Below are 12,939 nucleotides of genomic sequence, written 5' to 3'. Positions count from 1 at the left end.
ACTTACTAATTAGTAAGTAGTCAATCGAGCACTTGCTAGGTGTGTTAAAACCCGCAATTGACGTTAACGTCAAATAAGCCGAGCATTTGCTCAAAAAAGCGCCTAGAATGCGCGCGCATCGCTGTTGTCGTAGCCAGGCCTACCCGCCATTGTGTGCATGTACGATGGCGATAGGAACCCGCTTCGCCCAGCCACAAGCTACAACGAAGCTAGCCACGACCGCAGCCTATCGAGCATGCGGCCTGCAGCCAAAAGAAGGAGACATCATGGGAAATATCGTTTCCCTTAACGATAAGTACGCGCTGGCCAAGGGCCGCGCCTTCATGACCGGTACTCAGGCGCTGGTGCGCCTGCCCATGTTGCAACACCAGCGAGACCAGGCCGCCGGCCTCAATACCGCTGGCTTTATCTCCGGCTATCGCGGCTCGCCCCTGGGCGGTTTGGATCAGGAACTGGCCCGCGCCAAGAAATACCTCGAGCCGCACGGCATCGTCTTTACCCCAGGCGTGAACGAAGACCTGGGCGCCACCGCAGTGTGGGGCTCGCAGCAGGTTGGCCTGTTCCCTGGCGCCCGTTACGACGGCGTGTTTGCCATGTGGTACGGCAAAGGCCCAGGCGTGGACCGCTCCGGCGACGTCATTCGCCACGGCAACGCAGCGGGCTCCAGCCAGCACGGCGGTGTGCTGCTGATTGCCGGTGACGATCACGCAGCCAAGTCGTCCACCCTGCCACACCAGACCGACCACGCCTTCGACGCCTTCATGGTGCCCGTGCTCAATCCGGCCGGCGTGCAGGAATTCCTCGATTTCGGCATCCACGGCTGGGCCATGAGCCGCTATTCGGGCTGCTGGGTCACGCTCAAGGCGATCTCCGACACGGTGGAATCGTCGGCCATCGTCGATATCGACCCGGACCGGGTGCAGCCAGTGCTGCCCACCGACTTCAAGATGCCCGAGGGCGGCCTCAATATCCGCTGGCCTGATCCCCCCCTCGAGCAGGAAGAACGCCTGCTGCACCACAAGCTGTATGCCGTGCTGGCCTATGTGCGCGCCAACAAGCTCAACCGCATCGTGGTCGATTCGCCTAAGCCGCGCCTGGGCATCATGACCTCGGGCAAGAGCTACCTGGACGTGATGCAGGCGCTGGACGACCTGGGCATAGACGAAAAGCTGGCAGCCGATATCGGCCTGCGTATCTTCAAGGTTGGCCTGACCTGGCCGCTGGAGAGCGAAGGCACCCACGCCTTTGCCGAGGGCCTGGATGAAATCCTGGTGGTGGAAGAAAAGCGCCAGGTGCTGGAATACCAGCTGAAGGAACAGCTCTACAACTGGCGCGAGGAAGTCCGCCCCCGCGTGATCGGCAAGTTCGACGAAAAGGGCGAATGGACCCTGCCCGAAGGCAACTGGTTGCTGCCGGCTGCAGGCGAGCTGACCCCGGCCATGATCGCCAAGGTGATAGCCAGCCGCATTGCCCGCTTCTATACCAGCGAGGTCATCGAAGAGCGCCTGCGCTTCCTCGACGAGAAGGAACACGCGCTGAAGAAACCGCGCGACATCATCCTGCGCCAGCCCTACTTCTGTTCTGGCTGCCCGCACAACACCTCCACCAAACTGCCCGAAGGCTCGCTGGCCCTGGCCGGTATCGGCTGCCACTACATGGCCATGTGGGTGACGCCAGGTACCAAGATGTTCAGCCAGATGGGTGGCGAGGGCGTCACCTGGGCCGGTATCCAGCCGTTTACCGACACCAAGCACATGTTCGTGAACCTGGGTGACGGCACCTATTTCCACTCCGGCATACTGGCCATACGCCAGGCCGTGGCCGCCAAGCTCAACATCACCTACAAGCTGCTCTACAACGATGCCGTGGCGATGACCGGCGGACAGGCGGTGGACGGCACGCTCACGGTGCCCATGCTGACCCGCCAGCTGGAGGCCGAAGGCGTCAACAAGATCATCATCACCACCGATGAGCCGGAGAAATACCAGGGCGTGACCGGCCTCGCCGCCGGCATCACCATCCACCCGCGTGAAGAGCTGGATCGCATCCAGCGCGAACTGCGCGAACTGCCCGGCGTCACCATCCTGATCCACGACCAGACCTGCGCCGCCGAGAAGCGTCGCCGGCGCAAGCGCGGCAAGATGATAGACCCGCCCCGCCGCGTGTTCATCAACGAGCGGGTGTGCGAAGGCTGCGGTGATTGCTCCAAGCAGTCCAACTGCCTGTCGGTCATCCCGGCCGAGACCGAGTACGGCCGCAAGCGCAAGATCGACCAGTCCAGCTGCAACAAGGACTTCAGCTGCCTCAAGGGCTATTGCCCCAGCTTTGTCACGCTGGAAGGCGAGGTCAAGCCCAAGCGATCCAAGTTGGGTGCCGAAGCCTACGCCACCCTGCCAGCGCTGCCTGAGCCCGTGCTGCCCGGCCTGGATCACCCCTGGAGCGTGCTGGTCACCGGCGTGGGTGGCACCGGCGTGGTCACCATAGGCGGCGTGCTGGGCATGGCGGCCCGCATCGACGAGATCGGCTCGACTGTGCTGGACCAGACCGGCCTGGCGCAGAAGGGTGGCGCGGTGACGACCCACCTGCGCTTTGCCAGCGAGCAGAGCAAGCTGCACGCGGTGCGCATTGCCGCGGGCGACGCCAACGTGGTGCTGGGTTGCGACATGGTGGTAACAGCCACCAACGACTGCCTGGGCAAGATGCGGCACAACCACACCTATGCGCTGCTCAATGGCTTCGAGGCGGCTACCGGCGACTTCACCAAGAAACCGGACATGAAGTTCCCCGCGAGCTCCATGCTGAACACGGTCAAGCAGGCCGTGGGCGAGGCGCATTTCGACCAAGTGGATGCCACCCAGATTGCCACCGCGTTGATGGGCGATTCCATCGCCACCAATATGTTCATGCTCGGCTTTGCCTGGCAGAAGGGCCTGATCCCGGTGACGGGCGAGTCCATCATGCAGGCCATCGAACTGAACGGCGCCGCCGTGGCCATGAACCAGCAGGCCTTTGTCTGGGGCCGCCATGCCGCAGTGGACCGCGTCATGGTCGAGAAGATCGCCTTCCCGCAGGTGCGCGAGGCCATCAAGCTGGCCAACCAGACCCTGGACGAATTCATCGCCCGCCGTGTGGCCGACCTGACCCAGTACCAGGACGCCGCCTATGCTGCCCGCTACAGCGCCTTGGTGGACAAGGTGCGCAACGCGGAACGCCGCGCCGCACCAGAATCCGAGCTGCTGACCTGGGCAGCTGCCCGGGCCTACTTCAAGGTACTGGCCTACAAGGACGAATATGAAGTAGCGCGGCTCTACACCGACGGCGAATTCAAGAAGCAACTGGCCGAGCAGTTCGACGGCAGCTACACCCTGAACTTCAGCCTGGGCCCGACCTGGCTGCAATGGCTGGCCAAGAACGGCCAGGCCAAGAAGTTCAAGCTCGGCGGCTGGGTGATGGGCGCGTTTGGCATGCTGGCCAAGATGAAGGGCCTGCGTGGCGGCAAGCTCGACCTGTTTGGCTACGCCGAAGACCGCAAGATGGAACGCCGCTTGATCACCGAGTTCGAGCAAGGCCTGGAAACCCTGCTGGCTGGCCTGACCGGCGAGAAGCTGGCCCAGGCTGCCGATATCGTCGGCCTGATCCAGCAGATTCGTGGCTACGGCCATATCAAGCTGGCGGCCTACGATGCAGTCAAGCCCGACTGGGATGCCAAGCTCAAGCAATATCAGGGCATGGCCGCTCCCGCATCGGCGGTGGCCAAGCCGGCACCGGTAAGGCTGTGACAGGCTGGAACCTGGAATGAAGAACGCCACCCTTCGGGGTGGCGTTCTTCATTTTTAAGTTATTTGGCTACGTGCTGCAGCTCGCTATCCGTTTGCCGCCACCCGCGCATTCGCCAGGCTGTCCTGCATCTCGCGCCGGTAGTAGCTGTAGTCCATCTCCGGTGCCGGGGCGCCCAGGCGGGTGGCTGCGGCCGAGGCCTGGCCGCGCTGGTGGGCGCAGTCGGTGGCGATATGGGTGAGGATGTCATGCACCCAGAGGGTGTGTTCCTTGCCCGAGGTGGTGCGGTAGCGCAGCTCGCCTTCGAAGAAGTCGGCCGGTTGCGCCTGCAGCCAGTGCTGGGTTTGGCGCAGGGTTTGCTTTAGGGCCTGCTTCAGTTCGCGCCAGTCTTCGTACAGCTGCTGATCGGGTCGCAGATCTTGCGGTTCGCCCCGCAGGCGTCCCCACCACAGCAGGTTGGTGACCAGCAGGTGGTTGACCGTGCCATGCACGCTTTTGAAGAACAGCCCCTCATCCCGCTTGCGCGCTTCATCCGACAGCTTGTCCAGGCTTTCGAACAGCTTGTCGCTGGCCCAGTGCTGGTAGTCGGCCTGGTACAGGAAGTGGTTTTTCCACGAAATCATTTCATCCTCCGGAAGGCTCGGTATGTGGCGGTAATACCTGTTATATGAGCATAGGTGCTGCTCGCCACAAGGCCATAACCAAACGGCCGCTATAAGCGGCCGTTTGTCAGCTTGGAACGCCCGTACCAATCGGGCATTGCAGTCACTTAGGGCTAGGACAGATGCCTCGCCACCGGCGTTCAGCTTTCCTTGAGTTTTTCCTCGATCAGGGCGTGCAACTGTTCGAAATCGGGTTCGCCCAGGTAGCGGCGGACAATGCGGCCCTGCTTGTCGATCAGGAAGCTGGTGGGGGCCAGCCTGACGTCGCCAAAGCGCTGGGCGATGCTGCCGTCGATATCCAGGGCGATGAAATAGGGTATCTGGAACCGCTCGGCGAAGGCGTTGATGACCTGGGGCGGGTCGATATTCATGGTCACGCCTACGGTAGCAAAATCGCGGCCCTTGAATTTGTGGTGGGTGGCGACCAGCTTGGGGGTCTCGCTGACGCAGCCCACGCAGCTGGGGTACCAGAAATTCACCAGTACCACCTTGCCCTTCAGGCTGGCCTGGCTGAGCTGTTCGCCCTTGAGCGAGGTGTATTGCACGGCTGGGGCGGCGCTGCGGCCCAGGTTGTCGGCAAAGAAGAAGGTGGCGATGGCACCGGCGATAGCCAGGCCCAGGCCCAGTTTGACGAGGGGTTTCATGGTTGGGAATGTACCGCGGAATGCTGGATCATGGCGCAATAGAGCGCCAGAGCCTGCTAAAGTTGCGAAAGGCGGTATTGTATTGATTTTCCGGTGCTTTCGCTGCCGGCGTTATAATCCGCGCCCTTTGAAACGAGACGAGCACAGCTATGGCGATCCAGTGGTTCCCCGGCCATATGAACAAGGCCAAGAAGCAGATCGCGGAGACCATGGCCAAGGTGGACATGGTGATCGAGGTGCTGGATGCCCGGCTGCCCCGGATCACCACCAACCCGCTGATACATGAGCTGCGGGTGCATAGGCAGCGGCCCAGCCTGAAGATACTGAACAAGGCCGATCTGGCCGACCCCAAGGTGACCGCCGCCTGGGTGCAGCATTTCAAGCAGGAGGCCAATACGGCCGTGCTGACCATGGACGAGGCCGGCAAGCTGCGTGATACCGCCAAGGTGCTGGCTGCCTGCCGCCAGCTGGTACCGCATCGCACTGGTGGTGAGAAGCCGGTGCGGGCCATGATCCTGGGCGTGCCCAATGTGGGCAAGTCCACCCTCATCAATGCCCTGGCCAAGCGCAAGCTGGCCAAGGTGGCCGATACCCCGGGCGTGACCCAGTCGCAGCAGCGTATCGAGCTGCCCGACGGCACCATCCTGGTCGATACCCCCGGCATGATGTGGCCCAAGATTGCCTCCAACAACGACGGCTACAAGCTGGCGCTGTCGGGCACCATAGGCCGCAATGCCTTTGATGCCGAGGAGGTGGCCTGGTATGCCATGGGCTGGCTGGCGCTGCATTATCCCGAGGTGATACGTGGCCGCTACAAGCTGCCCGACCTGGCCGCACCGGGCGATGTATTGTTCGAGCAGGCTGCCCGTGCGCTCGGTTGCGTACAATCGGGCAACCGCATCGATGCGCAGAAAGCGGCCGAGCGCATACTGACCGACTTCCGTGCTGCCACCCTGGGCCGCATCTCGCTGGAACGGCCGGCCGATAGCCTGGACCTGGACCTGGGTGAGGACGAGCCCGACGCCCACCTGGGTGTGCCGGATGCCCAGGCCGGTACCCTGGACGAGGCGCAACCGTGAAGCGGGCCTGGCTGGCCTGGCTGCTGTGCCTGCCGGCCTTGGCGGCCGTGACCGTGCAGGACGACGCCGGCAAGACCGTACAGCTGGCCCAGCCGGCCCAGCGCATCGTCAGCCTCAGCCCCCATGCCACCGAGCTGCTCTATGCCATCGGTGCCGGCGGCAAGCTGGTGGGCCGCGACGGTGCCAGCGATTACCCGCAGGCGGCCACCCGGCTGCCGGCCGTGGGGCTGTATGGCGCCTTCAATGTAGAGAGCATCGTGGCCTTGCGGCCTGATCTGGTCGTGGCCTGGGAAGGCCCGCAGGCTGGTCAGGCGACGGCGCGGCTGCGAGAGCTGGGTATCGTCGTATATGCCAGCCAGCCGGCCAGGGTGTCGGCCATACCCGCCGCCATGCGTGATTTGGGCAAGCTGGCCGGCTTGGCTGGGCAGGCCGATCTGGCGGCGCAGCAGTTTGAATCCGCCTGGCGCAGCCTGGAGCAGCGCTATGCCGGCAGCGCCATACTCAGGGTGGTGCCCCAGGTAGGCCATGAACCGGCCATGACGGTGAACGACCAGCAGTTCGTGGCAGCGGTGTTCCGCGCCTGTGGCACCCGTAATCCCTTTGGCACCGAGCGCGCTGCCGTGCCCTTGCTGTCTTCCGAATCACTGCTGGCCATGCGGCCCGATGCCGTGGTGGCCTTGGCTGATTCGGCTGCTGCCGAGCAATGGCTAGGGCAATGGCGCAAGCTGCCGTTCAAGCCGGCCTACCTGAGCGTTGAGCCCGATACCTTGGGCCGCCCAGGGCCGCGCCTCCTGGCGGCTGCCACGGCCTTGTGCAGCCGGCTGGATACGCTACGGCGGGCCACGCCCGCAAAAATCGACTAGAATTTGCCGCAGGACATCAGCCCGGAACGCCATGGAAGCCGAACTCAACAGCCTGGAAGACCGCATCAAGACCCTGGCCATGTTGTGCCAGCAGCTGCGCAGCGAGAACGTCGAGCTACGCAAGACGGTGCTGACGCTGAAGAATGACAACCGCCGCCTGAACGAGAAGGTGGAGGGGGCCAAGACCCGTGTGGAAGCACTGCTGGGCCAGCTGCCGCTGGTCGATGAGCAGGAGGAAGCCGAATGAGCGAGGCCAAGCAACTGGACGTGACCATCATGGGGCGCGAGTTCCGGGTGGCCTGTCCGCCCGAAGAAGAAGTGGCCCTGATGGAGGCAGTTGCCTTCGTGGACAGGCGCATGCGCGAGATACGCGATAGCGGTAATGTGATGGGGGTGGACAAGATCGCCATCATGGCTGCACTCAATATCGCGCATGAGTTCATGGGCACCCGAATTGCAGGCGGTTTTGACGTAGCCGACTTTAGGCGTAGAATCGGCCACATGCAGGAGACTATCGACGAGGCGCTGAAGGAACAGCAACAGTTGTTCTAGGCCCCGCGTCTCCTCCGCAGATTTTCCAGTTTCCCTGCGGCGTTTGTTCCGGCTCTATATTCTTTGAACCAATATATTGACCCGGGTTGTATGGCTGGCCGCGCCTGTTGTGCGCATCGTTCATCCGATGCACCTGAAGGCGTGCCGCTTGCGACCACTTGAACCGTTAGGTTCAAGATGAGAGCCGGAACGGCGCCCGCGGGGACCCCCATTCCCCGCCCTTGCAGACCCCACCCATGACCGACAAAGCCACGCTCCGCCGCCAATTGCGCCGGCGGCGCATGGCCGTGCCCGCTGCCGAGCGCGAGCGGGCCGAGCGCCTGGTGTCCGCCCGCTTGCGGCCCCTGCTGAGGCGCGGCATGCGCTTGGCTGCCTATGTGGCGCTGGGTTCGGAACTTTCCCTGGCACCCTTGATCAGCCTGGCGCAAGCGCGTGGCGTGGCAGTCTACCTGCCGGTGGTACCGCGCCGTGGCCGCCGCATGCGCTTTGCTGCCCTGGCCGACCCGCAGGGCGTGTGGCGCCGCAACCGCTATGGCATACGTGAGTACCACGCCCGCAAGCTGATCAGCGCCCGCGCGCTGGACATGGTGCTGCTGCCGCTGGTGGGTTTTGATGCCCAGGGCGGGCGATTGGGGCAGGGTGGTGGGTATTACGACACCACGTTTGCCTTCCGCGCCCATCGCCAGCAATGGAAAAAACCCAGGCTGTGGGGCGTGGGCTTCGAATGCCAGCGGGTGGCCGCCATACCGCGCGAGCCCCATGATGCGCCGCTGGATGGGGTGGTCAGCGAGGCTGCGCTGTACCGCGCTTAAGCGCCACTCTGAGTCTTATCGCTCCAATACGGACCACCAGCATGGCCACAACGGTATACAGCGGGGCGGCCGGACTGCAGAAATGGTCACTGCATCTGGTGGCACGTCCCCAACTGGCTCTAGACTGCGGGTTTTGACGGTGGAGCAAGCCCATGGCCTACTGGTTGATGAAAGCCGAACCTGACGACGTGAGTATCGACGATCTGGCCGCCATGCCCGGGCAGACCGTGGGCTGGTATGGCGTCCGCAATTATCAGGCCCGTAACTTCATGCGCGACCAGATGCGCCAGGGCGATCAGGTGCTGTACTACCATTCCGGCTGCGCCGTGCCGGGCATAGCAGGCATTGCCGAGGTATGCTCCGGCCCTTACCCTGACCCCACCCAGTTCGACCCGGCCCATCACTATTACGACCCCAAGTCGACCCCCGCCCAACCACGCTGGCAGCAGGTGGATGTGCGCCTGGTCAGGAAGACCCGCTTCCTCAGTCTGGCCGACATGCGGGCGGCTCCGGCTCTGGATGGCATGCTGGTGCTGGCGCGTGGCAATCGCCTCTCCATCACCCCGGTTGAGCCAAGCCATTGGCGGGCCGTCATGGCGCTGCTGGGTGAGCCTGCATGAGCCTGACCCTGCTGGCCTTCCTGGCCACCGGCTGTGCGGCCGGCTTTCTGGCGGGCCTGCTGGGGGTGGGCGGTGGCCTGATCATCGTGCCGGCCCTGATATGGGTGTTCGAGCAGCATGGTTTTCCGCCCCAGCACACGCTGCATCTGGCGCTGGGCACCTCCTTGGCCAGCATCGTGTTCACCTCGCTTTCCAGCGTGCGGGCCCATCATGGCCGGGGAGCCGTGCAGTGGGCTACCGTCAAGCGGATGGGGCTGGGCCTGGCGCTGGGCACTTTTGCGGGTTCCTGGCTGGCAGCGCAAGTCGATAGCCTGTGGCTGAAGTGGTTTTTCGTGGCCTTTGCCTACCTGGTAGCGGCGCAGATGCTGTCGGGCTACAAACCCAAGCCCAGCCGGCAGTTGCCGGGTGCGGCGGGCCTCAGTACCGCAGGTGGGCTGATCGGTGGCGTGTCGGCCTTTGTCGGCATAGGCGGCGGCTCGCTGTCGGTCCCCTTCATGAGCTGGTGCAATGTGCCGCTGCAGACGGCAGTGGGCACCTCGGCCGCGCTGGGTTTCCCCATCGCGGTGGGGGGCCTGCTGGGCTATGCCGTCAACGGCGCAGGGCTGGATCACCTGCCGCCCTGGAGCCTGGGTTTCGTCTATCTGCCGGCGCTGGCCGGCATCGTGGTGGCCAGCGTGCTGATGGCCCCCCTGGGTGCAGCGGTGGCTCACCGGCTGCCGGTAGCCACGCTGAAGAAATGTTTTGCCGCCCTGCTTATCATCATCGCCAGCAAGATGCTGTTAGGTCTGCTGGGTTACTGAGCACCCCTTATGGATTCGGCACCTGCAACCAGCAAACGGCCCAGCCTGACTTGATGGTCAGCCGGGCCGTTTGCTGCTTGGTGCCACACCGCCAGTCCGGGTGCGGCCGTTTAGCTATGTTCAAACAGGGCCGTATAGGCTGCGGCCCGCTCAGCTGGCTGTCCGCCTTCGTACAAGCCGCCTATGACCGCCAGGCTCGGTACGCCTGCCGCCAGCAAGGGCCCAGCATTGAACGGCGTGATGCCGCCTATGGCCACCACCGGGCAAGCCAGCTGGGCGCAGGCCGCCTGGTAGAGCGCCAGCGGCGCCTGCACTGCCAAGGGCTTGGTGGCCGAGACATAGGCCGCGCCAAAGGCCACATAGCTGGCGCCGGCCGCCTGGGCCGACTGCGCCAAGGCCAGTTGGTTGTAGCAGGAGGCGCCCAGCAACCGTTGCGGTCCCAGTGCCCGGCGCGCCGCCGCCAGCTCGCCGTCATCGCCCCCCAAGTGCAGGCCATCGGCGTCGATAGCCAGGGCCAGCTCAAGATGGTCGTTGATGATCAAGGGTACATGGTGGTGCCGGCAGCGTGCCTGCAAGGCCTGTGCCTGCTGCAGCCGCAGGCCGGCATCGGCCAGTTTGTTACGGTACTGCAGCACCACCGCGCCCGCTGCCAGCACCTGTTCCACCGCCGTCAACAAACGGTCGGTATCGGTCCAGTCCGGGGTAATGGCATAGAGCCCACGCGGCAGGCTAGCCGTGCTCACGCCGGCTCATCCTCGTCGCCCTTGCCCCGTGCCCAGAACAGGCGGTCGGGGATGAACTGCCCCATACCGGGGCGATAGCCATTCTTCAGCGAGTGCCAGGTGTATTCCTGGGCTTCGCGGGCGGCTTGCGACATCTCCAGGCCATTGGCCAGGAAGGCAGCCAGCGCCGACGCCAAGGTGCAGCCCGAGCCATGGTAGCTGCCGGGCAGGCGGTCCCAGCTGTCGCTGCGCACCCGCCCGGCACGGCCGAACAGGGTATTGGTCACATTGGGAGTCAGCTCGTGCGTGCCGGTCACCAGCACGAATTCGGGGCCGAACTGGCGCAGGCGCAGGGCGGCCTCGTCCACCGTCAGCCCATCTTGCTCGTCCGGGTCATCGGTAGCCAGCCGGCGGGCTTCCAGGCTGTTGGGGGTCAGCACCGTGGTATGCGGCAGCAGCAGCTCGCGCATGGCGCTCACCATGTCCTCGTCGGCAAATGCGCTGCCATCGCCAGTGGCAAACACCGGGTCCAGTATCAGCGGGATGTCGGGATAGTCAGCCGCAATCTCGGCCAGCACGGTCAGGTTCTCCATGCTGCCCAGCACGCCGACCTTGATGGCCGCAATCTGCATGTCTTCCAGCACGAAGCGGGCTTGATCCGATACCCATTCCGCCTCCATGGCCAGGAAGCCCTCCATGCCTGCCGTGTCCTGCACCGTGATGGCAGTGACGACCGGCAGCGGGTGACAGCCCAGCGAGGAGATGGTGAGGATATCGGCAGCCAATCCGGCACCGCCGGAAGGATCGTTGCCGGCCAGCACCAGAACAATGGGGGGAGCGTCTGTCATGAGGTATGGGAATCGAGGATAGAGTCTATATACGGTAGAATTTTATCCCATTCACCACCCTAACCCGACTAAACCCCATGAAAAAGTATATGTGTCTCATCTGCGGCTTCATCTATGACGAAGCTGCCGGCAGCCCGGACGACAATATTGCGCCCGGCACCCGCTGGGAAGACATCCCCATGAACTGGACCTGCCCGGACTGTGGCGCCCGCAAGGAAGACTTTGAAATGGTCGAGATCTAACCAAAGACCATGACCAGACCTGCCGGCAAGACCTACTACGGCCTGCTGGGCGTCAGCCCCAGTGCCAGCCAGATGGAACTCGACGCGGCCTATCGCAGCATGCAGGCCATTCTGTCCGAGATCATCGACATCAAGGCGCGCGAAGCACGCCAACACCAGCTTGAGGAAGCCTACCGGCTGCTGTCGAACACCACGCGGCGCGCCATCTACGATGCCAGCCTGCAGGCAGGTCAAGCCCAAACCGTGGTGATAGGAGCATCCTCGTCCAAGACGGCTCGGCCAGGCACCCGCAGTAATAAACAGCCTGTGATCATCGGGTTGGCCGTGGCAAGCGTGCTGCTGATAGGCGGCTATGCAGGCTGGCACTGGCAAGCAGCCAAGGTGGCCGAGAAGGCCAAGCAGGAGCAGTCCCGCGCTGGCACCAAGCCTTAGCAGCACAGTCAAACCGTCGGAATCCGAGCCCCGTACCATGTCCCATACCCAAGGTAAAACCTATTACAGCTTGCTCGGTGTCGGCCCCCAGGCCAGCCAGGCAGAACTGGACGCTGCCTTTATCGCCATGCAGAAAGTGCTGGCCGAGGTGGTAGACAGCCGCGTGCGCGAGTCGCGTCTGCAAAAGCTGGAAGAGGTCTACCAACTGCTTTCCAACCCCTTGCGGCGTTCGGTCTACGATGCCAGCCTGCAGGCCGGGCAGGCCCAGCGCGTGCTGCTGCACAGCGAGCCGGCGCCTTCGGTGCGGACATCACACAGTCTGGGCAGCAATCCGCTGATCAAGGTTGGCGTCGGTCTGCTGGGCCTGCTGGTAGTGGGCTATCTTTACTTTGCCTGGCGCCAGCAGGCCACCCTGGATGCCTACCAGGCCAATGTAAAGGCCATGCAGGAACGAGCCTTGAGCATGCAGCAAGAGGCCATCCGTCGGGCCAGTGAGCAGGAAGCCGCCGTCATGGCCAGCGAGCGCTATGCCGAGGATGGCATGGAGACGGCCGAGCAAAGGGCTGCCCGCTTGGCAATAGAGGCGCGCGACCGGGAGTACGCCGACTGGAACCGCAAGGTGTCGCGCGAGTACGAGCGGGCGCAAGACGAGAAGGAACGCAACGAGGCGCGCAAGCGGTCGGAGCGCGAGCGTGAGGAACGCGAACGGGATAGGCAACGCGAGCGCGATGAGGCAGATGCCATCGCCCGGCTGGAGCGGGAACGACAGGCCATGTTCAACCGCCTGCTTAGCGAGCGCCGCTATTACCAAGCCAGGGAACTGGCCAAGACCCAATCTGAATTTGACCGCATCAAGTACGCCGAAAAGTATGGCCGCTGACCGCAG

15 protein-coding genes and 1 other RNA gene are annotated in these 12,939 nt (G+C 63.8%); 12 read left to right on the top strand and 4 right to left on the bottom strand.

Annotated features, from left to right (window positions below; genetic code table 11):
• The first annotated feature begins 266 nt into the window (after positions 1-266).
• Positions 267-3,779 carry an indolepyruvate ferredoxin oxidoreductase family protein gene (locus tag QQK16_RS05630; RefSeq protein WP_284195447.1) on the top strand — a complete coding sequence of 1,171 codons (3,513 nt, stop codon included), beginning with the start codon at positions 267-269 and terminating at the stop codon, positions 3,777-3,779.
• A gap of 84 nt (positions 3,780-3,863) precedes the next feature.
• Here the strand turns inward: QQK16_RS05630 and QQK16_RS05625 are convergent, their stop codons facing one another.
• Together QQK16_RS05625 and QQK16_RS05620 are read right to left on the bottom strand one after the other, a co-directional pair.
• Positions 3,864-4,400 carry a DinB family protein gene (locus QQK16_RS05625; RefSeq protein WP_284195446.1) on the bottom strand — a complete coding sequence of 179 codons (537 nt, stop codon included), beginning with the start codon at positions 4,398-4,400 and terminating at the stop codon, positions 3,864-3,866.
• 179 nt (positions 4,401-4,579) lie between these two features.
• On the bottom strand, positions 4,580-5,083 hold the full coding sequence (locus QQK16_RS05620) for a TlpA family protein disulfide reductase (protein WP_284195445.1): 504 nt from the start codon (positions 5,081-5,083) through the stop codon (positions 4,580-4,582).
• 149 nt (positions 5,084-5,232) lie between these two features.
• Between QQK16_RS05620 and ylqF the strand changes: the two genes are divergently transcribed.
• The 8 genes from ylqF (at position 5,233) to QQK16_RS05580 (ending at position 9,809) form a co-directional block, all read left to right on the top strand.
• Positions 5,233-6,162 (top strand): ribosome biogenesis GTPase YlqF, encoded by a 930-nt coding sequence (gene ylqF / locus QQK16_RS05615; RefSeq protein ID WP_284195444.1) that lies wholly within the window; start codon positions 5,233-5,235, stop codon positions 6,160-6,162.
• Positions 6,159-7,025 (top strand): helical backbone metal receptor, encoded by an 867-nt coding sequence (locus QQK16_RS05610; RefSeq protein WP_284195443.1) that lies wholly within the window; start codon positions 6,159-6,161, stop codon positions 7,023-7,025. Before ylqF ends, QQK16_RS05610 begins: the two co-directional genes overlap by 4 nt.
• A 31-nt stretch (positions 7,026-7,056) precedes the next feature.
• On the top strand, positions 7,057-7,272 hold the full coding sequence (locus QQK16_RS05605; protein ID WP_284195442.1) for a DUF904 domain-containing protein: 216 nt from the start codon (positions 7,057-7,059) through the stop codon (positions 7,270-7,272).
• Entirely contained in the window at positions 7,269-7,577 is a 309-nt protein-coding gene (locus QQK16_RS05600; protein WP_284195441.1) for a cell division protein ZapA, read from the top strand. Before QQK16_RS05605 ends, QQK16_RS05600 begins: the two co-directional genes overlap by 4 nt.
• A gap of 28 nt (positions 7,578-7,605) precedes the next feature.
• Positions 7,606-7,786, top strand: a non-coding RNA gene (gene ssrS / locus QQK16_RS05595) — 6S RNA.
• 27 nt (positions 7,787-7,813) lie between these two features.
• Positions 7,814-8,389 (top strand): 5-formyltetrahydrofolate cyclo-ligase, encoded by a 576-nt coding sequence (locus QQK16_RS05590; RefSeq protein ID WP_284195440.1) that lies wholly within the window; start codon positions 7,814-7,816, stop codon positions 8,387-8,389.
• Positions 8,390-8,541: 152 nt separating this feature from the next.
• Positions 8,542-9,009: an EVE domain-containing protein gene (locus QQK16_RS05585; protein WP_284195439.1), complete on the top strand. Its 468-nt coding sequence runs from the start codon at positions 8,542-8,544 to the stop codon at positions 9,007-9,009.
• Complete coding sequence (locus QQK16_RS05580) at positions 9,006-9,809, top strand: sulfite exporter TauE/SafE family protein (protein WP_284195438.1); 804 nt, start codon at positions 9,006-9,008, stop codon at positions 9,807-9,809. Before QQK16_RS05585 ends, QQK16_RS05580 begins: the two co-directional genes overlap by 4 nt.
• A gap of 110 nt (positions 9,810-9,919) precedes the next feature.
• On the opposite strand, the gene thiE is transcribed toward QQK16_RS05580, so the two are convergent.
• Together thiE and thiD are read right to left on the bottom strand one after the other, a co-directional pair.
• The gene (gene thiE / locus QQK16_RS05575) at positions 9,920-10,552 is read right to left on the bottom strand and encodes a thiamine phosphate synthase (protein WP_284195437.1); all 633 of its coding nucleotides are present in this window, start codon (positions 10,550-10,552) and stop codon (positions 9,920-9,922) included.
• Complete coding sequence (gene thiD, locus QQK16_RS05570) at positions 10,549-11,379, bottom strand: bifunctional hydroxymethylpyrimidine kinase/phosphomethylpyrimidine kinase (protein ID WP_284195436.1); 831 nt, start codon at positions 11,377-11,379, stop codon at positions 10,549-10,551. The genes thiE and thiD overlap by 4 nt, the downstream gene beginning before the upstream one ends.
• A gap of 89 nt (positions 11,380-11,468) precedes the next feature.
• Here thiD and QQK16_RS05565 point away from each other — a divergent pair, with 89 nt between their 5' ends.
• From QQK16_RS05565 to QQK16_RS05555, 3 genes are read left to right on the top strand one after another with little or no spacing between them, the layout of a single operon-like run.
• Positions 11,469-11,621: a rubredoxin gene (locus QQK16_RS05565; protein WP_439954229.1), complete on the top strand. Its 153-nt coding sequence runs from the start codon at positions 11,469-11,471 to the stop codon at positions 11,619-11,621.
• Positions 11,622-11,630: 9 nt separating this feature from the next.
• Positions 11,631-12,053 (top strand): DnaJ domain-containing protein, encoded by a 423-nt coding sequence (locus QQK16_RS05560; RefSeq protein ID WP_284195434.1) that lies wholly within the window; start codon positions 11,631-11,633, stop codon positions 12,051-12,053.
• 37 nt (positions 12,054-12,090) lie between these two features.
• On the top strand, positions 12,091-12,933 hold the full coding sequence (locus QQK16_RS05555; RefSeq protein ID WP_284195433.1) for a hypothetical protein: 843 nt from the start codon (positions 12,091-12,093) through the stop codon (positions 12,931-12,933).
• Positions 12,934-12,939 lie beyond the last annotated feature (6 nt).

Source organism: Chitinimonas prasina, from assembly GCF_030160395.1.
GTDB lineage: Bacteria > Pseudomonadota > Gammaproteobacteria > Burkholderiales > Chitinimonadaceae > Chitinimonas > Chitinimonas prasina.
This window is presented reverse-complemented; position numbering and strand designations above follow the sequence as displayed.